This is a genomic window from Enterococcus sp. DIV1316a (assembly GCF_050536915.1).
Taxonomy (GTDB): Bacteria; Bacillota; Bacilli; order Lactobacillales; family Enterococcaceae; genus Enterococcus; species Enterococcus faecalis.
In genome coordinates, this window is sequence record NZ_CP172913.1 from 883951 (window position 1) to 907009 (window position 23059).

Here is a 23059-nt window from a genome sequence, read left to right on the forward strand (position 1 = left end):
TAACAAATGTTATCTAATGTAACTACCATAATAAAACGTTTTCCTTAGGAAGTGAATTAGAAATTTAAAAAAAAGGCTACTTAAATGAGCATTAATATTGTACGAGACATATCTTTTTGCTATTGTCAACTTCTGAAAAAGACCACTAAGTGGAAAAAACAAGAGAAAAGAAGGGTGAATAATTTTTTATGACAAAAAATGTAAAATTTTTAGTGTTACTGTTGGTAATGATTCTACCAATTGCGGGGGCGTTATTGATTGGTCCAATTTCGTTTGGCGCCGAATTGAGCAAAAGTTCAATCGTTGACAAAGTAGAATTAGATCACACTACTTTATATCAAGGAGAGATGACCTCAATTAAAGTATCTTTTAGTGACAAAGAAAATCAGAAAATAAAACCTGGCGATACTATTACTTTAACTTTACCAAATGCATTAGTTGGAATGACCGAGAACGATGGCTCACCACGAAAAATCAATTTAAATGGTTTAGGGGAAGTTTTTATCTATAAAGATCATGTTGTAGCAACATTTAATGAAAAAGTTGAATCTTTACATAATGTGAATGGGCATTTTTCTTTCGGGATTAAAACGCTTATCACCAATAGTTCGCAACCGAATGTGATAGAAACGGATTTCGGAACAGCAACGGCGACTCAACGTTTGACGATTGAAGGAGTGACCAACACAGAGACTGGCCAAATTGAGCGAGACTATCCGTTTTTTTATAAAGTAGGCGATTTGGCTGGAGAGTCAAATCAAGTACGTTGGTTTTTAAATGTGAACCTCAATAAATCCGATGTCACAGAAGATATTTCAATTGCGGATCGACAAGGAAGTGGTCAACAATTAAATAAAGAGAGTTTTACATTTGATATTGTGAATGACAAAGAAACTAAATATATTTCACTTGCCGAGTTTGAGCAACAAGGTTATGGCAAAATTGACTTCGTAACAGATAATGACTTTAATTTACGTTTTTATCGGGATAAAGCACGCTTTACTTCCTTTATCGTCCGTTACACTTCGACAATCACGGAAGCAGGCCAACATCAAGCAACATTTGAAAATAGTTATGACATCAATTATCAACTAAACAATCAAGACGCAACGAATGAAAAAAATACATCACAGGTTAAAAATGTTTTTGTAGAAGGCGAGGCAAGCGGCAATCAAAATGTGGAAATGCCAACAGAAGAAAGTCTAGACATTCCTTTAGAGACAATAGAAGAATGGGAACCAAAGATACCTACTTCGGAACAGGCAACAGAAACAACTGAAGAGAATGGCGCAACAGAAACCGCAGAAAGCAGCCAACCAGAAGTTCATGTCTCACCAACAGAAGAAGAAAATCCAGATGAAAGTGAAACGTTAGGTACAATTGCACCAATCATACCTGAAAAACCAAGTGTGACAACTGAAGAGAATGGCGCAACAGAAACTGCAGAAAGCAGCCAACCAGAAGTTCATGTCTCACCAACAGAAGAAGAAAATCCAGATGAAAGTGAAACGTTAGGTACAATTGCACCAATCATACCTGAAAAACCAAGTGTGACAACTGAAGAGAATGGCACAACAGAAACGGCAGAAAGCAGCCAATCAGAAGTTCATGTCTCACCAACAAAAGAAATTACTATAACTGAGAAAAAACAGCCATCCACAGAAACAACTGTGGAGACAAATAAAAATGTTACATCAAAAAATCAACCACAAATACTAAACGCTCCATTAAATACATTGAAAAATGAAGGAAGCCCACAGTTGGCTCCCCAACTGCTTAGTGAACCAATTCAAAAATTAAATGAAGCAAACGGGCAACGAGAACTTCCCAAAACAGGCACAACAAAAACACCGTTTATGTTAATAGCAGGAATACTGGCAAGTACATTTGCCGTTTTAGGTGTAAGTTATCTACAAATCAGAAAGAATTAACAATAGAAAAGCCATCCAGCTTTCGCTGGGGGGCTTTTCTATTATCTGGAGATAAATTGCTGATAGGCGCCAATCAAAAACTATGCTACAGTAAGGTATATAATGCTCGAAAAGGAGGGAGTAAATGACTAAAAAAATATGGTCGCACTTTCAGAAAAGCTTCACTTGGTACATTTTGATTGGTGTGATTGTTTCATTATGTAGTGCTTTAGCAATTTATTTTTTTCAACAGTTGTTAGATCATTATCAAAAAAGTTTCCAACTAGGGTTGTTAGTAGCGTATGGAACGACAATTATTTTAATTCCGCTATTGTCTTACTGTGAACAGAAACCGAAAGCTTACTTAACTAATGGCATCTATTTCTATTTGAAGAAATTAAGTTTAATAAAAATGAGCAAGATTTCCTATGAAGAATATCTAAAACTGGGAGCGGGTGCTTTACTACAAAAAGTAGAAGTTGGTGCAGCAGCTGGGAGAAATATCCACTTGAATTTTTATGGGCGCTTATTTCGAGAGTTAATTCCAGAGACGTTATTTAATTTATTTTTCATAGCATTGATTGATAAAAAATTATTACCAGCAATTCTAATTGGTTATGTGATTGTATTTATTTTAACCAAAATACTTTTGAAAACGCTACAAAAAATGAAAGAAAAAACACTTATTTCTGAAGAAGCAATGAATGCTACTTTGATACGAGGGATGACCGAACTAGTAACTTTTAGAATTAATCGAAAATATAAAAAAGAGATTGAAAATTACGCGTTAATGGCAGAGGAAAATAGTCAAAATATAACAAAAATGACTATGATCCATGAATTTTTCTTTGGCTTTTTTGCCTTGTTAGTTGCACTTATCAAAGTAAGTATTGTCGTACTTAGTTTTACTAACGTCGTGACGCTAAGTTTAGGTGGACTTGTAGCGATAGTGATGTATATCGATCGAATTTATACGCCGATAGCCATATTTAATGTTTTATTTGTTCAATATAATTTGGATAAAGTAGCCTATCAGCGCTTGGAAGATTTTTATAAAAAAGAAGATGATCCTGACTTAGCGGTTTCCGGCAAAGCGTTACCTGAAATTCAAACAATTTCATTAAAAGATGTGTGTTTTAGCGTAGATAGTCAAACGATTATGTCCCAACAAAATCGACAATTTTCAATGAATAAAACCTATGGCTTGATTGGAAAAAGTGGGACAGGTAAATCTACCCTGATTAAATTGATTTTAGGATTATTGAAGCCGACAGAGGGGACAGTTTATGTGAATCAATTTCCTCTAACACAATTTAATTTGGAAGATTATTATGAAAAAGTTTTTTATTTATCTCAAGATGTGCCAATATTTCAAGGAACGTTGAAAGAAAATATTGTATTTAATCAAGAAATTTCTGATGAACAAGTAATTGAAGCTATGTATCGTTTTCAGTTGGGGGAACTTTATGAACGGTTACCGGAAGGTTTAAACACTATTGTGAGTGAAAAAGGAATGAATTTTTCTGGTGGTGAAAAACAACGGATTGCTTTTACACGCTTAGCATTTACACAAGCAGAGATCCTTATTTTAGATGAGGCGACTTCTGCATTGGACGAAAAGACCGAAGAAAAAGTGTTACAAGAAGTACAAAAATTTACCCACAATAAGTTGACTATTTTGGTTACTCATCGACCTAAAACCCTGCGATTTGTAGATGAAATTATTGATTTAAATGAGTGAACTTGTTAGCTCTTTGGCGCTTCTTTTGCTACACTTTTTATAAGAATTGAGAGAAAGGGGCAACTGTTGATGAATAATAATGAGCAAGAATTAGCGGAATTTTGGGATGAATTTGCAGAAGAATATGAAGAAGTTCAACAAGAATCGCCATTTCCAATTGCCCGAGAATTACGTGATTTCTTGGTCCAAGAAGGTCTTTTTCCGTGTCAGACATTTCTGGATATCGCAGGTGGGACAGGACGATACTTACCTTTTTTTCAAGAGCAAGTCACGGAGTATACGCTAGCCGATATTTCTCAGAGAATGTTGGAGATTGCGGAAGCAAAAGCACAAAGCAACGTTGTTTTTCTTCACCAAAGCCAAGAAAGACTGATTGAGACTGGGAAAAAATTTCAAGTCGTTTTTTCAGCGATGAATCCTGCTTTGGATACGCCGGAAAAAGTTAAGGCATTGTGCCAATTAAGTGAGGAATGGTGTCTTATATTTCGGCTAGTGGAAGAGCAAGATTCGTTATTTTCTCCTTTTGAGCAAGAGAGCAACCCGCAGTTAAATTGGATGGCAAAATACAAAGCATTTCTAAAAAAAGAACAGCGACCTTTTTTCACAAAAAAATTTTTCTTTGAAGCATCAGAAGCTATTTCAAAAGACTTTTTCCGCAACTATTTTGAAGAACAATGGTCAGTTCCAATTTTAGAACAACGCATACAAGAAATTTTTGGTTCTCATGAAATTAAGCAAAATCAGCGTACCATTATTTATGAATTAATTGTTATTCCATGTAAAAAAACAACCAGCGATGACTAATTATCGCTGGTTGTTTTTCGGTTATTTAATTGTGCGAAAGCTTTTTCTGGAATCTCTTTTTTATCAATTTTGACAGGAGATTGGATGATTCTTTTTTTACTAATGGTTGCTTCTATGTAAGCATTTGGTTCCAAAGGTTGAGGATTTTTGTCTGTCCGTTCGTAGTCCATGACTTGTGTTTTTCCATTACTTTTAACAAAAGTTAGTCGATAGTGTAAAGAATATTGGCCATCTATGCTTTTTTGATTGTCATCTACTGTTTGTTTTCGTTCAGGAATTTCTAGAGGAACTTGTGCATAGGCTTTTTCACCCTTATATGTATCTGCATAATAACGATAGCCTGTATAACCACCAACAATGAATAAGCCAATAAATAAAATAGCGCCGATTTTTTTCATTTTTTCTCCTCCTAACAATTTACAAAAATAGCATAGCAAAAGAAGAAGGAGATGGAACATCGAAAAAACGAACAGTTGTCTTACAAAACTGTTCGTTTTTTTTGGTCTATTTAGCTTTCATCAGAGAGTAGAAAGGAATCATTTTTCTTACGATAACTAAAGAAAATAACAAAGTACAGTAGGCCTGTTAAAAGAGTGACGCCTAACGAATTTGTAAATAAGATGCCAATAAAGATGAGACCTAAAATGATTAAAGCAAGGAGATTAATACTTTTTTCAAAGAGAGACCCTCGTTTTAAAGAAAGAACAAACGCCGCAGCGCTAATTAAAATCCAAATTAGCAAGACAGTGTAAGAGAGAGAACCGGCTAAGTAACCAAATAATTCATCGCCAACAAAATAAGAAAGAATAACGCCCAGATATAAAACACTGGCGCAGAAGAAAACTGAACGTTGAGGTACTTGGTGCTTGTTTAAAACCGCAAGTTTACTCATGGGTCCTTTTTTATCTTTTAAGCGAAAATATAAAAGGCGAGAAGAGGCGTATACCCCAGAATTAATAGAAGAAAACAAGGCTAAAATAATCACAAAATTTACGATGTCAGCAGCAAAAGGAATATTCATTTTTTCAAAAACCATAACAAATGGACTCACCGTTGTGCCTGCTAATGTATTCCAAGGGAAAATAATCAAAAGTAAGAATAATGGAATGATATAGAAGGAAATAATCCGTCCCATCACACCACGAATCGCCTTAGGAATGGCTTTTTTAGGATCATCTGCTTCACTGACAGTGATCGCGATTAATTCTGAACCGCCATAAGAATAAATAACTACTAATAAAGAATTAACAATACCTTTCATGCCATGTGGGGCGAAGCCACCATGATCGGTGATACTTTGTAAAGTAGGGAAGACACCACTGCCTAGCATTTGTTGTCCCACCAGATAAACACCAAAAATAATTAACAAAATGATGACACTAATTTTAGCAAACGCCAACCAATATTCTGTTTCTGCAAATAAACGAACCGAGTAAAGATTAATGAGCGTCGTTAAAATAGCTAAAATAAAAACAAAAAACCAAGCAGGAATATTAGGAAACCAAAGTTGTAAAAAGGAAGCTGCGGCAACCGCTTCTGCGATAATATTAATTGTCCACATGGAATAATAAACCCAATCAATAAAGTCAGCAGAATGTGCACCTAAAAATGGTCGAACTAAGCCAGACAAACCATGATGTGTGTCTCCGCCATCTAAAACGAGTTTTCCTAAACCACTCATGACGATGAAGAGAACAGCACCGCCAATTAGAAAGGCGATTAAAACAGAAGGACCAGCAATACCAATTGCTTCGCCACTTCCTTTAAAAAGACCTGCGCCAATCGCTCCCCCTAAGGCTAACATCGTAATGTGGCGCGAGCTTAATTGTTTTTTTAAGGTTGTTTGTTGTGTTTCACTCATAGGATTCTCCTTTAATTGAAAAAAATAATATGAAAATAACTTTCTTTATTATATACAATTTTCTGACAATTACAACTATTCTGTCAATGAAAATGAAAAAATAAGTGAAAAATATTATGAAAATAAAAAAATCGAGCAATTTAAGTGATTAAAATCGCTCAATTTTTTTATTAATTTTTATTTTTTAATAGAGTCATAATTGTTAATGGAACAGTAATGACTACATAGCCGATGATACTAGCCACTACTAAATAAGCTATAGGACTCGAGAAATTAAATAAGTCCGTTAAAAGTATTGCGACAATCATTGAAATAGCATAACAAATGAATAATTGAATAAACCGCTTTGCAGACAAAAAATCACCTCTTCCTAATTAGTTAAAGTCTCTTTTCAATCATTTAGTATACACCTGAAAAGAAGAATAAACTATCATTAATTAAAAGAAAAAGTGAAACCACTAGCGGATTTTTTGTTCAGCTGATTATCTTAAGAATTAGAAAATGGGACATAAGTCATCTCGACTTATGGCCCATTTTCATTTATGACGTTGGCTTCGTGTAAATTGAGAAGTCTCGTCCTCTCTAGTGGTTGGTTGTTGTGTTCGTTGTACGGCTTGCTTTTCCGGCTCGCTCTTTTTGGCAACATCAGTCACAACATTTGGCTTCTGAGAAGGGGGGACAGTTGTTTTTTTGTTTAAAGTTGGCGTAGTTCTTTTTGTTTCTTTCTTTTGTTTCTTTTTATTATTTTTATCATTTCCAGTGACTGTCAAATAGATAATCAGAAAAATCATTAGGATCGTTGCAACAATTAATAGAATAAACATGTTAAATGAAATGAACATGCATGGCCCTCGTTTCTCGTTTTTTCTTAGTTTACCAAAATTTCAAAATTTCGTCACTCTTTTCTTCAGAAAAAACGAATTTCAAAGGGGTTAAAAGAAACTTTTATAAAAAAGCCTCCTTTTTTGTGTGAAAATGCACAAAATTTCTGGAATCGTTTGCTGTTAAAACCAGATACTGGTAAAATAATTATTGTATAAGAATCATTTTAAAAAACGATTTTTGTTACAAATAACGTATTTGTTGAAAAGGCACTGTGAAGTAGTTAGAGACGACAGCCAAGTGACTTTTAATGACAGCCGCCCAATTAATTTCATGGAGCCTTTTCGTAGAAAACGAGGAGGTTATTTTGCGTGAAAGTGAGTATATTTTCGACATGCGTGGTGGATCTACTTTTTCCAAATGTAGGGCAAGCAATGGTAGAGGTTTTGGAACGTTATGGCTGTGAAACGGTTTTACCAACAAGCCAAACGTGTTGTGGTCAGCCAACGTACAATAGTGGCTATGTGACAGAGAGCACGACAACGCTTAAGAATCAAATTGATAGTTTTGACGGTGCCGATTATGTGGTGGGACCTGCGGGGTCTTGTGTCGGCATGATGAAAGAATACCACAAATTTTTAGCAGATGATCCTATTTATGGACCAAAAGCACAACGTTTAGCTGAGCGAACTTATGAGTTTAGTCAGTTTCTTTATCGTGTCTTAGGGGTCAAAGATGTTGGCGCAACGTTACATGGGAAAGCCACTTATCATCGTTCTTGTCATATGACGCGAATTTTAAATGAACGAGAATCACCCTTTGTTTTGTTGGATCATGTGAAAGGATTAGAAATGATTCCTTTAGGACATCTTGAAAATTGTTGCGGATTTGGCGGAACGTTTTCAGTGAAAATGCCAGCTATTTCTGAACAAATGGTGACGGAAAAAATGAACGATGTGATTGATACAGGCGCAGAAATTTTAATTAGTGCGGATATGGGTTGCCTGATGAATATCGGCGGTAAATTCAATCGTGATGGGAAAAAGATTAAGATTATGCATATTGCAGAAGTCCTTAATCACGAAGTGGATGAAGCACGCATGGATCAACCGCAAATCATATCGGTAGGGTAAGGGGGAAGAACTGTGGGATTATCAACGAGCAATAAGCCGTTAAGTGAACGAATTGAAGAAAGTAAAAAAGATGTGTTTATGCAAAAGGCTGTCGCCAAAGCACAAGATGCCCAATGGGAGAAACGAGAAGGTGCGCGGGAAGCTTTAGGCAATTGGCCACAATGGCGTGAACTGGGAGAACAAATTCGCCAACATACAATTCAGTATCTGCCTGACTATTTAGAAGAGTTCAGTGATAACGTCGCCAAACGAGGTGGCAAAGTCTTTTTTGCTCAAACCGCCGAAGAGGCCAATGAATATGTGAAACAAGTGGTTCTAGAAAAAAAGGCGAAAAAAATTGTGAAATCTAAATCAATGGTGACGACCGAAGTCGATATTGATCCAATGTTATTGGGATTAGACGATGTCAGTGTGATGGAAACAGACTTGGCGGAATTCATTTTACAAATGGATGACTGGGATGAGCCGTCACATATTGTTTTCCCAAGTATTCATAAAAATCGCGAACAGATTCGTCAGGTTTTTGCGAAAAAATTAGGGTATCAAGGAGATAATGACCCGGTAAATTTGGCACGCTGTGCACGAGAAGTGATGCGCAAATTCTTTTTGGAAGCGGAGATTGGCATTACAGGTTGTAATTTTGCTATTGCGGATAGCGGCTTAATTAACTTAAATACAAATGAAGGAAATGCTGATTTGACCATCAGTATTCCTAAGACACAAATCGTGTTAATGGGGATGGAAAGAATCGTACCAACAATGCGTGAAGCAGAGGTTTTAGATAACCTTTTAGCCAGAAGTGCCGTTGGTCAAAATTTAACAACGTATGTGACGTTTGCCGGGCAAAAAAATGCGGATGAATCCGATGGTCCAGAAGAATTTCACGTGGTCATTTTGGATAACGGACGTTCAAAAGCGTTAGGAACAGCCTTTCAGCCAGTCTTACAGTGTATTCGTTGTGGGTCTTGTCTGAATGTTTGTCCGGTCTATCGCCATATTGGAGGGCACGGTTATGGCTCTATTTATCCAGGCCCAATTGGTGCTGTGCTTTCTCCAATTTTAGGTGGATATAAACAGTTTGGGGAATTGCCTTATGCATCTAGTCTTTGTGGGGCATGTACGGAAACGTGTCCTGTGAAAATTCCATTGCACGAATTATTAATTGAACATCGTAAAGTGATGACCGATGATCTGAAAATGAAACATGGATTTGAAGATTTCCAAATGCGTATGGTAGGTAAAGCCACTGGTTCACCAGCAATGTTTAAAGCAGCCATGAAAGTCGATCATGCTGCAGCGGGCATTTTAAGTAAACAAAAAGAAATTACTGTTGAAAACATGTACAATCATGGGGGCTACCTTGATAAAGGACCAGGGTTAGTAAAAGGTTGGACCGATGTTCGTGATTTGCCAAGACCACCAAAATCTTCAGAAAACTTCAGAAGTTGGTTCAAAAAACATCAAGAAGGTGAAAAAAATGACTAACGAAGCGATTCAAAATCGAGAACCTTTTTTACAAAATCTACGAGAAAAATTAGGCGTAGAAAAACAGCCTGTTTCGGCCCATCCATTTGAGCCAGTTAATCATTTACCAGAAGAACAGTTGGCAGATAAAACACCAGCAGAGCTATTAACGATTGTGAAAGAACGTGTGGAAACGATTCACACGAACTTAGTGGAAACCACACAAGAAAATTTACTGACGACGATTCAGCAAATTGTTGCTGAGTTTGGTGGGGGCAATCTTTTATTGCCAACAGATGCACGTTTTGAAGCCTATGGATTAGCTGATTTAGCTAAGTCATTAGAGGCTGTTTCTGTTAAGCAATGGCAACCTGGAAGTGAGCAACGAGAAGCGAATATTCAAACAGCTGCTCAGGCAAATATTGCGATTGCCTTTGCTGAGTTTTTACTAGCTGAATCAGGAACGATTGTGGTGGAGTCCAATGCGGGACAAGGCAGAGCCTTACATTTTTTACCGAAGCATTACATTTCAATTATACCGTTTAGCAAACTCGTTCCACGTTCGACTCAGCCAGCAGCTTTTTATACAGAAAAAATAGAAAAAGGCGAAAAAATCGGCTCAGCGATTCACTTTATTTCAGGGCCTTCTAATTCAGGAGATATTGAAATGCAACTGGTTGTCGGGTTGCATGGTCCTTTAGAAGTTTGTTACGTGGTTGTGATGGATCGCTAAAACGCTAGAAGCATAATCAATTCAGCCCTTTTTAGAATTGATTATGCTTTTTTTATGAGCAGGATCAAAAAAGTAAGAATCAAATTTGAAAGAAATACGTTTTTTTTCTGACCATTTTGTAAAAAAAGCGTACATAAAAATTAATTGGGTGTTAAGCACTATAGGATTGATTTACTTTGTGGTAGAATATGAGACATAAGATAATAAGGTTTTTGGAGGAATGAGTTTGAAATCAAAAGAATTAATTAAAACAGTCGTCTTTTTTGCCTGTTTAGCTTTGGGTCTGTTTTTACTGAGACAATTTGTATTTACGCCTGTCGTAGTGAGAGGTCATTCAATGGATCCAACGTTAGCAGATGGTGAACGGGTAATTACGTTAAAAAACACAGAAATTAATCGTTTCGATATTATTACTTTCCCAGCGCCAGATGAACCAGATAAAAATTATATTAAACGTGTGATTGGTTTACCTGGAGATACAATTGCGTACAAGGATGATACGTTGTACATCAATGGAAAAGAAGTTGACGAACCCTATTTAGATGAATTTAAAAAAGCCTTAACAGATGGTCAACCTTTGACAGGCGATTTTTCATTAAAAGAAAAAGTACCAGCAGATAGCTACTTTGTTTTAGGTGATAATCGACGGAATTCAAAAGACGGTCGTGTCATTGGTTTTATTCATAAAAAAGATATTTTGGGTGAAGTGAAATTTGTGATGTGGCCATTCTCACGGTTTGGTCCAATACCAGAAGTGTCAAAACAATAAAAGAGACAATGAGTAAAAGAGAAGGACGGAAATGTGTAAAAACAAACACATGTTTCCGTCCTTCTTTTGTGGTAAAATAAAGGCAGTGCAAAGGAAAAGGATGTGAAACCATGAGTGTGCAGTTTATTAGAGGAACCGCCGTGGCAGACTTAGAAGCGCCACTTATACAGGCGACAAAACAATGGCTAGAGGAAGACGCACAGCATGAAGTATTCTATTTAGTCCCGAACCATATTAAGTTTGAGCAAGAAATTCAAGTCTTGCAAAAGTTACGTCAATTACAGACAACTACGTCTGATTCAATAACCAGTACCCGTCTGCAGGTTTTTAGTTTTTATCGTTTGGCTTGGTACTATTTACAACATACACCTTTTTACTCGGCAGATGTTTTATCTGATGCAGGTGCTGCGATGATTTTTCGCAAAATTTTAGTAGAAGCAGAAGAAGAGTTACAAATTTTTAGAGGTGAAATTAACAAGCCTGGCTTTATTCAGCAACTATTTCAGCTTTATCAAGAAATGCGCGAAGGCAATATTGAGATTGCGGAGCTTTATCCATTTTTAGAAAAACAAACGGAGAACCCTAAAGGACAAGATTTACAACTTAAGTTTCAAGATTTAACGTTAATTTTTACGCGATTCCAATTGCAAATGAGTCAGTATGGCTATGAATCAGCGGAGATTATTCAACATTTAAGCGAGTATTTACAAACGGTTGATTTGTCGAATGTTCAATTCGTTATTTCAGGCTATCAGCAGTTTACTGCCAGAGAATTAAAGTTGATTGAAGTGCTAATGGCGCAAGCAGGTTCTGTGAAAGTAGCCCTTTTATTGGACAAACAATATCCGCATGACTTACCTGATCCGCGGTCGTTATTTTATGAAGCGGGACAAACCTATCATCAGCTTTATCAACTAGCAAGACAGAAGCAAATCCCGATTCTTTCAGATTATGTGGAAAAGAAAGAGGTATTAATTACAAATCCAGATTTGCAAGGATTAAACGATTATTGGATTCAATCGCAAGAACACCTGCCTCCATTAAGCGCAGCTGACTGGAGGGGCGATGGCTTATTTCTGTGGCGTGCTGAAAACGTTAAAGAAGAATTAACACATGTTGCAACCGAAATTCGCCGTTTAGTGGTGGAAGAAGGGTATCGGTACAAAGAAATTCAGGTGTTGACTCGTGATTTAGATTGTTATGAAAATTTATTAGAACCGATTTTTGCGGAACACGAGATTCCTGTTTATGTCGACCGAGATATGGCTATGGATCGGCATCCTTTAGTCGAATGGATTGAATCTTTATTTGCTATTCATTCGTACAATTATCGTTATCGTGATGTGCTCCGTTTTTTGAGAACGGAATTATTTATGCCAATGAATCAACTCGCTACTTCTGAAGAAAGCTTGACTGATTGGTTAAACCAACGGAACGCTTGGCGCAGAAAAGTTGATATTACCGAAAATGTAGTCCTGGCATACGGCTATGAAGGTTATTATTGGTCACAAGAAAAAGATTGGGAATTTATTCGGTATGATTTTGAAGCGGAAGAGCAAGAAGATGTCGCTACGATGGAAGAAGAGTCAAATGCGATTCGTCAATCGCTTCAACGGCTGCTACCTAGTTACTTTCAAGCAATGATAAGTGCCAAAACTGGTTTGGAAGCAGCGACCGTCTTCTATCACTTTTTACTGCAAAGTGGTGTGGCAACACAATTAAAAATGTGGCGCTTACAAGCTATCGAAGCAGGTCAACTAGAAACAGCTCGTAACCATGAACAGACTTGGGATGCATTGATGTCGTTACTAGATGAATACGTCACTGTTTACGGAGAAAGTTCGTTTGATTTTACAACGTTTCAAGAAATATTTGTTAGTGGCTTGGAAGGTTTGCACTATAGTAAAGTGCCGACAGCGATTGACCAAGTACAAGTTCGCGCAATGGATTTAACTCGACCTGGCGCTGCCAAGGTTACTTTTGCTATTGGGATGACGGAAGAAATTTTTCCACAAAAGATTGAAAATAAAACACTATTGTCTGATGAAGAACGTCAGACAATCAATGATACTTTAACGGAAAACCAATATTTACGTGGGACAACCGGACGCAAAATTGCGCAAGAACCTTATGTTGCGTATCTCGTCTTTTCTTCAGCGCGAGAACGGTTATATTTAACCTATCCAAGTGTTAAAGACACCGCTCAAGAAGTCAAACCGTCTCCTTATTTTAAAAATATCCAAAAAGATTTAAACTTGCCCGTTTTTGAAAAAAATGAAACAACCATTTTCGATGATGAAACGACCAGTTTAGCCCATATTAGTACGTATCGGACGTTAATCGGTGAATTAACGCGTTTGAAAAGACAACGGAAAGAAACACAAGAAGGATTGTTGCCTTTCTGGTTAAATATGGAAAAAGCGCTAATGAACCAATCAATTGCGCCGCTAGCCAAGCAAGTTTTCGAAAGTTTAACGCATCAAAATATTCCTGAAAAGATTGATGAGGTCTTAGCAGAACCTTTATATGGTAAAGATATTTATACATCCGTTTCTCGGATGGAGAGTTTTTATCGGTGTCAATATCAATACTTTTCTCGCTATGGCTTACGTTTGAAAGAAAGAGATGTCTTTGGGCTTTCGCCAGCAGCTACAGGGGAATTTTTCCATGAAGCATTGGATCAGTTCTTTAAATTATTGATTATGAATCAACGGAACTTATCTGAATTAACCGATCAGGAAGTCAATTTATTGGCGGAGGAAGTACTAAATAGTATTTTAGGGGATGCACGTTTTTCTGTATTAACGACCTCTAGTCGCATGAACTATATTCGCTATCAATTGAGTCAAACAATTAAAAAAGTCAGTTGGGCGCTGAAACGCCAAAGCCAACGAAGTGGCATGACGACTGTTCAAACGGAAGTGTTATTTGGCCAAATTGCCGCTAAAAAAGGAATTTCTGGTTTGGAATTACCATTAAAAAATCAAGGGAAAATTCATGTTCGGGGAAAAATCGACCGGATTGATCAATTGGTTACACCCGAATCAACCTATTTAGGTGTGATTGATTATAAATCGAGTCACCGTAAATTTAATATGACAGAAGCGTATTACGGCTTAGCCATGCAAATGCTGACGTACTTGGATGTGGCTTTAATGGATGCTGTGCAATTAGTTGGTCAAGAAGCTAAACCTGCTGGCTCACTTTATCTGCATGTACACAATCCTACATTATCTTATGAAGGCAAAGACGACATTGAACAACAAATGCTTAAAAAATATCAGTTTGATGGTCTTTTGATGAAAGACCCAGATTTATTGGATCATTTAGATACGAGTCTGCAAGCTAAACAAAGTTCGTTGCTGTTTCCGATTGAAGAATCCGCCAAAGAACAAATTAAACCTGGTCGTCGCCAAGAAGATAAATTTGTGACAGAACCAGAACTAGGCGCGTTGCTTTCCCATAACCGAAATAAATTTATTGAAGCGGGGAATCAAATTATTGGCGGCGAAGTTCAACTTAATCCCGCTTATCAAGGCAAGGAACGGATTGCTTGTCGTTATTGTCCGTTTCGAAGTGTCTGTGATTTTGATGTGATGTTAAAAGAAAATAATTATCATCGTATTGAGAATTTATCCAAAGAGGAAATTATGGCGCGCTTGTTAAACAAAGATGAGGAAGGAGCAACCGAAGATGAGTAAAACAATTCCACTACGTCCAGCCAATGAGCAATTCACCGACAGTCAATGGCAAGCGGTGTTTGATGGCGATGAAAATATCTTAGTTTCTGCTTCGGCTGGCTCAGGAAAAACCACCGTTTTAGTCCGCCGTGTCATTGAAAAAGTCAAAAGCGGCGTCGATATCGATCGTCTCTTGATTGTGACGTACACTGAAGCCGCCGCCCGTGAGATGAAAGAACGTATCCAAGTGGCTTTACAAAAGGCAATGAATGAAGAACAAGATCCAGAAAGAAGACGGCATTTTTCTCGTCAAATTGCTCTTTTGCCAACAGCCAATATCAGCACGTTACATGCCTTTTGTTTAACTGTTATTCGTCGTTTTTATTATTTAATTGACATAGATCCAGTTTTTCGGATGTTAACAGATGAAACAGAAACATTGTTATTAAAAGAAGATGTTTGGGATGCATTACGTGAACAATTTTATGCGGAAAATCAAGAAGCGTTTTACCAATTAACAGCGAATTTTTCCAATGACCGTAGTGATGACGGACTCACTAACTTAATTTTTTCTTTTTATGAATTTGCCAAAGCCAATCCTGATCCAGAGGCGTGGATTAATGGCTTAACACAAGCCTACGAAGTAGGGGATCAGCTAGGCGAATCAACGTTATTTCAGACGTATTTAAAACCGCTAGCCGTTGAGACGTTACAACGAACTCTTCAGCGTTACGAAGAAATGGTGACCTTAACAGAGGGCGAAGAGAAACTTCAAAAGATTTGGTATTTAGCTCAAAATGAAAAGGAACAAACAAAACAATTTTTACAATTTTTAGAGAGAAATGATTTAGAAAGCGCCTATAATTTGACTGAATTGTTAAGCTTTGACCGCTACCCAACGGTTCGTGCCGAAGAGTTGAAACCAACCGCGGAACAAGCCAAACAGTTACGAGAACAAAATAAAAAAGCGTTAAATGATTTGAAAAAGCAACTGTTTACACTTTCTCCAGATGCCATGAAACAAGTCTTGAAAGAGGCCACGCCCATTGTTCAAGAAATGGCTCACGTGGGGAAACAATTTATGGAGGCCTATGGCGCAGAAAAACGGCTTAAAAATTTAGTGGATTTTAACGATTTAGAACATTATACGTTAGCTATTTTAGCGAAAAATCAGGCAGATGGCTGGCATGCATCAGAAGCCTCGGTTTACTATCGCGAAAAATTTGATGAAGTGTTAGTCGATGAATACCAAGATATCAATCAATTACAAGAATCTATTTTGTATTGGTTGCGCCGTCCGCTTAGCACAGAAGGAAACCTTTTTATGGTAGGAGATGTGAAACAGTCTATTTATTCTTTCCGCTTGGCAGATCCTACATTGTTTATTGAAAAATACAATCAGTATGGGCAAGGCAAAGAGGGTAAACGAATCATTCTAGCTGAAAATTTTCGTTCCCGCAAAGACGTTTTAGACTTTACGAATTTAGTATTTAGTCAATTAATGGATGAGCGAGTGGGCCAAATTGCTTACGATGAGTCAGCTGCTTTGGTTCATGGTTTTGATCAATTTTCGGAGGCGGCTGATTATTCAACTGAATTGCTAATTTATGAAAAAAAAGCAACAGAATCAGTTGAATTTCCAGAATTACAATCCCCTGAGTTGTTGATTGAAGATAAGACAGAAGGGGAACTTTACGTTACTGCTTTGAAAATTCGTGAATTAATTGACCAAAATTTCTTAATTTATGATAAAAAGCTGAAAACGGATCGACCGATTACTTATCAAGATATTGTCTTATTAACGCCTACAAAGAAAAATAATTTAACTATTTTAGATGTTTTTAAATCATTAGAAATTCCAGTTCAAGTCAATGATGCTCAAAATTATTTCCAAGCAACGGAAATTCGTACAATGATTGCCTTGCTTCAATTGATTGATAATCCCTATCAAGACATTCCTTTGGCAGCTGTGTTACGTTCACCAATTGTTGGATTAAAAGAAAACGAATTAGTGCTTATTCGTTTGGCTAATAAGGAAACCAGTTACTACGAAGCATTTTTAACGTTTAATCAAAAGATGGAACCAACCATGGAGGAAGCAGTTGTTCAGGAAAAAACTATACGTTTTGCTGAATCATTAGAAAAATGGCGGGAACAGGCTCGACGCAACCAGATTAGCACCTTGCTGTGGACGATTTATCGGGAAACGGCCTACCTTGATTATGTTGGCGGGTTGCCTGTTGGTAAACAACGCCAAGCCAATTTATATGCGTTGGTTGATCGGGCCGCGGCGTATGAAAAAACAACCTTCCGCGGATTATTTCAATTTGTTCGCTTCATCGAAAAAATGCAAGAAAAAGACAAAGATTTAGCAGAACCAGTCGTTTTAAGTGAAGAGAATGCCGTACGCGTCATGACGATTCACGCTAGTAAAGGGTTAGAATTTCCGGTGGTATTCGTTTTAGATATGACCAAAGAATTTAATGTCAGTGATTTGAATGAACGCTATATCTTTGAAGAAAATTTAGGGGTAGGCATTCGTTATTTACAACCTGAAGAACGAGTTATGTACGATACTTTACCATTTTTGGCGATTAAACAAGTACGATTAAGAAAATTACTATCCGAAGAAATGCGGAAGTTATATGTGGCGTTGACACGTGCAGAACAGAAACTTTTTCTGGTGGGCTCCTATAAAGACCAAGCGGCGATGTGGAAAGAGTGGCTGAAAGTTGGCGATGTAGAAACACTGGTGCTACCAGCTGAAAATCGCTTGCAAAGTAAAAGTAGTTTAATGAATTGGGTTGGGATGACATTGGTACGCCATCAAAAAGCCGATGAATATCAGCAAGAAGTAGTAGTAAGTAACGTTCCGCAAGTCAAAAAGCACCCAGCTAACTTTCATATTCAGTGGTTCAACGAAGAACAACTACGAGCAGCCATTCAGCAATTACAATTGCCAGAAAGACAAGCAGAGGATTTAGCCGAAAAAGCGCAATTATCTGCTGACAAAATCAATCGTGGCCTTGCACGGTTAAGTTTCAATTATCCGTTTGAAGTGGCTACTCGGACCACCAGTTATCAGTCTGTTTCTGAAATCAAGCGAGTATTTGATGACCCCGATAACAAAGAAATTGGTAAAATTGAGGTTCGGGAAGACAATACTATTCAAGCGCAACCGTTGATTGTCAATCGAATGATTGAAGGAGATTTAAGTAAGCCTAAATTTTTAGATACGGTTCAAGCGCCCTCAGCAGCTGAAATTGGGACAGCAACCCATTATTTATTACAACTAATTGATTTAAGTAAGCAACCTTCTTACGAGGAAGTGCGAGCTGTTCAAGAACGCTTAGTGGAAAATAAATTGATTTTACCAGCAATTGCTGAAAAAATGAATCTGGAACAAATCGTGGCCTTCTTTGACACCGCCTTAGGAAAACAATTGATTCAACACCATCAAACCGTTAGAAGGGAACAACCTTTTTCTATGCTGATTGAAGCAGAAGAGCTCATTCAAAATTATCCAGAAACGACACAAGATGATTTATTAATTCATGGGATTATTGATGGCTATATCGAATTAGACAATCAATGCATTTTGTATGACTATAAAACCGATCATGTAAAAAGCACCTCTCCCCAAGCGATTTCTGAAATTGTCGAACGGTATCGCGGACAGATGAATCTTTATCGTAGAGCACTACAAGAGGCAACGCATAAAGAGGTGTCGCACGTCTATTTAATTTTATTAAATGGAGGAGTAATTATTGACATGCAGACAGGAAATGTTGTAGATTTTATAAAGTAGAAAAAATTAGAAGCAGAAACACTTACATTTTGTAAGGAATGTGCTATACTCATTGAAGAGGTGAGGAAGATGGAAAAAGTAAAAACAGAATCGTTTGTACTTTGTCCCAAATTTGAAAAATCATTTTCAATACTTGGTAAAAAATGGAATGGTTTAATTATTGATGTTTTATTAGAACGAGGTCCTCAACGTTTTGGCGAATTAAAAGAAAAAATTCCAATGTTAAGTGATCGTGTCTTAGTAGAGCGATTGAAGGAACTAGAAGCTGAAGGAATTATCACCAAAGCTGTTCGTTGCGGTGAAGGAAATCGCTTAGAATATTTCCTAACCGAAAAAGGCGAAGACTTGCAATTAGCAATGGAACAAATTCAACATTGGGCAGAAAAATGGGTAAAAGACGAAGAATGCAGTTGACCGCAAGCAAAACTTCTTGTAAACTAAACGTAATTAAATAACTAAAAAAACAGTGATGGAAACAAGTAGTTTGAATTGACGTGTTTTAGGGAGAGTCAGCCAGAGACTGGAAGCTGATTTACACAGTCACCAAGCGAAATTCACTTCCTGAGTTTGTTTGTTTTCAAGAAGAAAGCAAACCGGTAATTGCCGTTAAATGAAATGAGTGCATGACAACAATTTGTTATGAATTAGGATGGTAACACGATAGCTCGTTCCTTTGAAAGGAATGGGTTATCGTTTTTTTTAGTTTAAATAAAAGATAGAGGGGAACGCATAATGACATTACAAGCGCAATTAGAAGCTCTTAGAGACAATACGCTCAAAGAAATCGCACAAGTTGCTACTTTAAAAGAATTAAACCAAATTCGCGTAGAAACATTAGGAAAAAAAGGGCCAATCACCGAAGTATTAAGAGGCATGAAAAACCTTTCACCAGAAGAACGACCAGTGGTGGGGGGCTTTGCAAATGAAATTCGTGATTTATTAACAGAAGCAATTGAAGCGCGCAAAGTTGTTTTAGAAAACGAAGCGTTAAATGCGGCACTAAAAGAAGAAAGTTTAGATGTAACTTTACCTGGAAAACAAATGCCTCAAGGCACACGTCATATTTTGACACAAGTTATGGAAGAGATTGAAGATATTTTCTTAGGCATGGGTTATCAAGTAGTGGAAGGATACGAAGTAGAATCCGATCATTATAATTTCGAACGCATGAATCTACCAAAAGATCATCCGGCACGCGACATGCAAGATACGTTTTATATTTCAGATGAGATGTTAATTCGTACGCATACTTCACCAGTTCAAGCTCGAACAATGGAAAAACACGATTTTTCAAAAGGTGCATTACGAATGATTTCTCCTGGGAAAGTATTCCGTCGTGATACAGATGATGCGACACATAGTCACCAATTCCATCAGATTGAAGGCCTTGTTGTCGATAAAAATGTCACAATGGGTGATTTAAAAGGGACGTTAGAAGTCATGATGAAAAAAATGTTTGGTGAAGATCGTAAAATTCGTTTACGTCCTAGCTATTTCCCTTTTACAGAACCTTCAGTCGAAGTAGATGTTAGCTGTTTTAAATGTGGCGGCGCAGGTTGTAACGTCTGCAAACATACAGGTTGGATTGAAATTTTAGGTGCGGGGATGGTTCATCCAGATGTGTTACAAATGTCAGGGATTGATCCAACAGAGTACTCAGGCTTTGCCTTTGGCTTAGGACCAGATCGCGTTGCTATGTTACGTTACGGTGTAAATGATATCCGTAATTTTTATCAAAATGATTTACGTTTCTTAAATCAATTCAAGGTAAAGGAGTAGTTGAAAAATGTTAGTTTCTTATAAATGGTTAAATGAATATGTTAATCTTTCAAACGTTACTCCGCAAGAATTAGCGGACAAAATGTCTGTGACAGGTATCGAAGTTGAGGGCGTTGCTGTACCTGAAGAAGGCTTAAAGAAAATTGTTGTCGGTGAAGTAAAAGAATGTGTTCCTCATCCAAACTCTGACCACTTATCAATTTGCCAAGTAGACATCGGTGAAGAAGAATTGTCACAAATTGTTTGTGGAGCACCAAATGTAAAAGCCGGAATTAAAGTCATCGTAGCATTACCTGGTTCAAGAATTGCAGGAAATCAAAAAATTAAAAAAGGCAAAATGCGTGGCGAAGTCTCTAACGGAATGATTTGTTCGTTAGAAGAGCTAGGGTATTCAGATAATGTCGTACCAAAAGCCTATGCTGAAGGGATTTATTATTTACCTCAAGAAGCAGTGAATGGGACACCTGTTTTCCCTTATTTAGACATGGATGATGCGATTATTGAATTATCAATTACACCAAACCGTGCAGATGCACTAAGTATGAGAGGGGTAGCCTATGAAGTTGGCGCAATTTATCGTCAAACGCCTCAGTTTAATGATCCCGAACTCAAAGAAGATGCTTCAGATAACGTGGAAAATTACGTAACAGTGACTGTTGAAGATTCACAAGATGCACCAGCGTATCAAATTCGTGTCATTAAAGATGTGACGATTGCAGAAAGTCCTCAGTGGTTGCAAAATCGATTGATGAATGAAGGAATCCGTCCGATTAACAATGTGGTGGACGTGACAAATTATATTTTATTATTATTTGGTCAACCATTGCATGCATTTGATTATCAAAAATTAGATAGCAAAGAAATCTTGGTTCGTCGAGCAACAGCAGCAGAAGAACTAATTACATTAGATGGTGAAACACGTCAATTAACAGAAGAAAATATCGTCATTACGAATGGAAAAACGCCTGTCGGCTTAGCCGGAGTAATGGGTGGGGCTAATTCTGAAATCAGTCAAGAAACAACAACTGTGGCTTTAGAAGCGGCATTGTTCAATCCATTGTCTATTCGCAAAACGTCTAAACAATTCAATTTACGGAGTGAATCTTCAAGTAGATTTGAAAAAGGCATCAACCAAGCGACAGTTGGGTTAGCTTGTGATGTGGCAGCCGCGATGATTGCAGAGTTAGCCGACGGAACAGTGGTTTCAGGCACTGCAGTTGGTTCTGAAGTGGCCGTTAAAGAAGCGCAGGTAGCTGTGACTTTAGAACGAATCAACCAATATTTAGGTACTGCATTAGATGAAGCAACGGTGAATGAAATTTTTGAAGCACTCGGTTTTGCTTATGAAGTAAATCAAGGCGCATATGAAATTACGATTCCACCAAGACGTTGGGATATTGCGATTGAAGCAGATATTATTGAAGAAGTGGCGCGCATTTATGGATATGATCATTTACCTTCAACATTGCCAAGTGGAGAAACAGTTGCTGGAAGTCTAACCAAAGCACAACATGTTACGCGCCAATTAAAGAGCTTACTGGAAGGTCATGGTACGAGTGAAGCCATCAGCTATGCGTTGACAACAGAAGAAAAATCCCGTCAATTTATGATGAAAGAAAGTCAAACAACACGTTTGCAATGGCCAATGAGTGAAGAGCGTTCTGTGTTACGTATGAACTTAATTTCTGGTTTATTAGATGATGTCGCATACAATGTGGCGCGTAAAAATAATAATATCGCCTTCTACGAAGTAGGACGCGTTTTCTACCAAACAGAAGATCCAACAAAAAATTTACCTACAGAAGAAAATCACTTAGCACTTGCTTTAACTGGTAATACAATGGTTAAAGATTGGCAAACAAAAGCAACAGCCGTTGATTTTTATACAGTAAAAGGCTTAGTGGAAAGTATTGTAGCTGTTTTAGGATTAACAGAAAAAATCAGTTATCAAGCGACAACGGCGATTCCAGAAATGCATCCAGGCCGGACAGCATGGATTTATTTAGAAGATGAAGTGGTTGGTTTTGTCGGACAAGTTCACCCAACGACAGCAAAAGCGTACGATATTCCTGAAACATATGTTGCTGAATTAAACTTGCAACAATTAGTAGCCACAGAAGCAGGCGGGGTTACTTATGAAGCAGTTTCTAAATTCCCAGCAGTTTCTCGAGATATTGCTTTATTAGTCGATGAAACAGTTACCAATCAAGAACTAGTTAAAACTATTTCAGATAACGCAGGTAAATATTTGAAAGAGATTCATTTATTTGATGTATATCAAGGTGAAAAACTAGGCGCTGGCAAAAAATCAATGGCGTATAGTTTAACTTTCGTTAATGCAGAAGCGACATTAGTGGATGAAGAAATTAACCGTTCAATGGAAAAAGTTGAAAAAGCGCTAATTGAAAAACATCAAGTAGAAGTAAGATAAAATAAAAACAGGAAAGTGGGGCATAAGTCGAAATGACTTATGCCCCACTTTCTAAATCTTAAGATAATCAGCTGAACAAAAGCAGCTCCTTCGGAAATAAGCCGAAATTCTCCAAAAATTAAAG

Annotated in this window: 16 protein-coding genes and 1 other annotated feature; of the genes, 12 read left to right on the top strand and 4 right to left on the bottom strand. The window is 37.3% G+C overall.

The features are described from left to right. The first annotated feature begins 188 nt into the window (after positions 1-188). From IGL56_RS04365 to IGL56_RS04375, 3 genes are all read left to right on the top strand, one after another. Positions 189-1931: a collagen binding domain-containing protein gene (locus IGL56_RS04365; RefSeq protein ID WP_065813839.1), complete on the top strand. Its 1743-nt coding sequence runs from the start codon at positions 189-191 to the stop codon at positions 1929-1931. A gap of 124 nt (positions 1932-2055) precedes the next feature. Beyond that, on the top strand, positions 2056-3651 hold the full coding sequence (locus IGL56_RS04370; protein ID WP_002358050.1) for an ATP-binding cassette domain-containing protein: 1596 nt from the start codon (positions 2056-2058) through the stop codon (positions 3649-3651). A 69-nt stretch (positions 3652-3720) separates the two neighbouring features. Continuing rightward, complete coding sequence (locus IGL56_RS04375) at positions 3721-4455, top strand: class I SAM-dependent methyltransferase (protein WP_002386010.1); 735 nt, start codon at positions 3721-3723, stop codon at positions 4453-4455. Here IGL56_RS04375 and IGL56_RS04380 read toward each other — a convergent pair. The 4 genes from IGL56_RS04380 to IGL56_RS04395 form a co-directional block, all read right to left on the bottom strand. Then, positions 4452-4853, bottom strand: a complete 402-nt coding sequence (locus IGL56_RS04380; RefSeq protein WP_002358048.1) for a YxeA family protein — start codon at positions 4851-4853, stop codon at positions 4452-4454. The two genes, IGL56_RS04375 and IGL56_RS04380, sit on opposite strands and share 4 nt — an antisense overlap. Positions 4854-4963: 110 nt before the next feature. Further along, the gene (locus IGL56_RS04385) at positions 4964-6316 is read right to left on the bottom strand and encodes an amino acid permease (protein ID WP_002382100.1); all 1353 of its coding nucleotides are present in this window, start codon (positions 6314-6316) and stop codon (positions 4964-4966) included. A 170-nt stretch (positions 6317-6486) separates the two neighbouring features. Beyond that, positions 6487-6672, bottom strand: coding sequence for a hypothetical protein (locus IGL56_RS04390; RefSeq protein WP_002358046.1), 186 nt, complete (start codon positions 6670-6672; stop codon positions 6487-6489). 180 nt (positions 6673-6852) lie between these two features. Next, positions 6853-7140 carry a hypothetical protein gene (locus IGL56_RS04395; protein ID WP_002386008.1) on the bottom strand — a complete coding sequence of 96 codons (288 nt, stop codon included), beginning with the start codon at positions 7138-7140 and terminating at the stop codon, positions 6853-6855. 369 nt (positions 7141-7509) lie between these two features. On the opposite strand from IGL56_RS04395, the gene IGL56_RS04400 reads away from it, so the two are divergent. The 9 genes from IGL56_RS04400 to pheT all read left to right on the top strand — a co-directional run bounded on the left by IGL56_RS04400 (position 7510) and on the right by pheT (position 22935). Then, complete coding sequence (locus tag IGL56_RS04400) at positions 7510-8271, top strand: (Fe-S)-binding protein (RefSeq protein WP_002365495.1); 762 nt, start codon at positions 7510-7512, stop codon at positions 8269-8271. A gap of 12 nt (positions 8272-8283) precedes the next feature. Beyond that, positions 8284-9756 carry a LutB/LldF family L-lactate oxidation iron-sulfur protein gene (locus tag IGL56_RS04405; RefSeq protein ID WP_002358041.1) on the top strand — a complete coding sequence of 491 codons (1473 nt, stop codon included), beginning with the start codon at positions 8284-8286 and terminating at the stop codon, positions 9754-9756. Continuing rightward, positions 9749-10468, top strand: coding sequence for a LutC/YkgG family protein (locus tag IGL56_RS04410; protein ID WP_002361597.1), 720 nt, complete (start codon positions 9749-9751; stop codon positions 10466-10468). Before IGL56_RS04405 ends, IGL56_RS04410 begins: the two co-directional genes overlap by 8 nt. A gap of 220 nt (positions 10469-10688) precedes the next feature. Continuing rightward, positions 10689-11237 (top strand): signal peptidase I, encoded by a 549-nt coding sequence (lepB, locus tag IGL56_RS04415; RefSeq protein WP_002358039.1) that lies wholly within the window; start codon positions 10689-10691, stop codon positions 11235-11237. A 110-nt stretch (positions 11238-11347) separates the two neighbouring features. Then, positions 11348-14938 (top strand): PD-(D/E)XK nuclease family protein, encoded by a 3591-nt coding sequence (locus IGL56_RS04420; protein WP_002386005.1) that lies wholly within the window; start codon positions 11348-11350, stop codon positions 14936-14938. Continuing rightward, complete coding sequence (gene addA / locus IGL56_RS04425; protein ID WP_002358037.1) at positions 14931-18725, top strand: helicase-exonuclease AddAB subunit AddA; 3795 nt, start codon at positions 14931-14933, stop codon at positions 18723-18725. Before IGL56_RS04420 ends, addA begins: the two co-directional genes overlap by 8 nt. A 69-nt stretch (positions 18726-18794) precedes the next feature. Continuing rightward, positions 18795-19139, top strand: a complete 345-nt coding sequence (locus IGL56_RS04430; RefSeq protein ID WP_002358035.1) for a winged helix-turn-helix transcriptional regulator — start codon at positions 18795-18797, stop codon at positions 19137-19139. 43 nt (positions 19140-19182) lie between these two features. After that, positions 19183-19401: a binding site (T-box leader), on the top strand. 56 nt (positions 19402-19457) lie between these two features. Further along, positions 19458-20504 (top strand): phenylalanine--tRNA ligase subunit alpha, encoded by a 1047-nt coding sequence (pheS, locus tag IGL56_RS04435; protein WP_002358034.1) that lies wholly within the window; start codon positions 19458-19460, stop codon positions 20502-20504. 7 nt (positions 20505-20511) lie between these two features. Next, positions 20512-22935: a phenylalanine--tRNA ligase subunit beta gene (gene pheT, locus IGL56_RS04440; protein WP_002358033.1), complete on the top strand. Its 2424-nt coding sequence runs from the start codon at positions 20512-20514 to the stop codon at positions 22933-22935. Positions 22936-23059 lie beyond the last annotated feature (124 nt).

What these genes read in the sequence shown, in the direction of transcription:
- IGL56_RS04380 (WP_002358048.1), bottom strand. Translation starts at nt 4,853, where the DNA reads ATGAAAAAAATCGGCGCTATTTTATTTATTGGCTTATTCATTGTTGGT.
- IGL56_RS04365 (WP_065813839.1), top strand. Translation starts at nt 189, where the DNA reads ATGACAAAAAATGTAAAATTTTTAGTGTTACTGTTGGTAATGATTCTA.
- IGL56_RS04410 (WP_002361597.1), top strand. Translation starts at nt 9,749, where the DNA reads ATGACTAACGAAGCGATTCAAAATCGAGAACCTTTTTTACAAAATCTA.
- IGL56_RS04385 (WP_002382100.1), bottom strand. Translation starts at nt 6,316, where the DNA reads ATGAGTGAAACACAACAAACAACCTTAAAAAAACAATTAAGCTCGCGC.
- addA (WP_002358037.1), top strand. Translation starts at nt 14,931, where the DNA reads ATGAGTAAAACAATTCCACTACGTCCAGCCAATGAGCAATTCACCGAC.
- IGL56_RS04420 (WP_002386005.1), top strand. Translation starts at nt 11,348, where the DNA reads ATGAGTGTGCAGTTTATTAGAGGAACCGCCGTGGCAGACTTAGAAGCG.
- IGL56_RS04430 (WP_002358035.1), top strand. Translation starts at nt 18,795, where the DNA reads ATGGAAAAAGTAAAAACAGAATCGTTTGTACTTTGTCCCAAATTTGAA.
- pheT (WP_002358033.1), top strand. Translation starts at nt 20,512, where the DNA reads ATGTTAGTTTCTTATAAATGGTTAAATGAATATGTTAATCTTTCAAAC.
- pheS (WP_002358034.1), top strand. Translation starts at nt 19,458, where the DNA reads ATGACATTACAAGCGCAATTAGAAGCTCTTAGAGACAATACGCTCAAA.
- IGL56_RS04370 (WP_002358050.1), top strand. Translation starts at nt 2,056, where the DNA reads ATGACTAAAAAAATATGGTCGCACTTTCAGAAAAGCTTCACTTGGTAC.
- IGL56_RS04375 (WP_002386010.1), top strand. Translation starts at nt 3,721, where the DNA reads ATGAATAATAATGAGCAAGAATTAGCGGAATTTTGGGATGAATTTGCA.
- lepB (WP_002358039.1), top strand. Translation starts at nt 10,689, where the DNA reads ATGAGTTTGAAATCAAAAGAATTAATTAAAACAGTCGTCTTTTTTGCC.
- IGL56_RS04395 (WP_002386008.1), bottom strand. Translation starts at nt 7,140, where the DNA reads ATGTTTATTCTATTAATTGTTGCAACGATCCTAATGATTTTTCTGATT.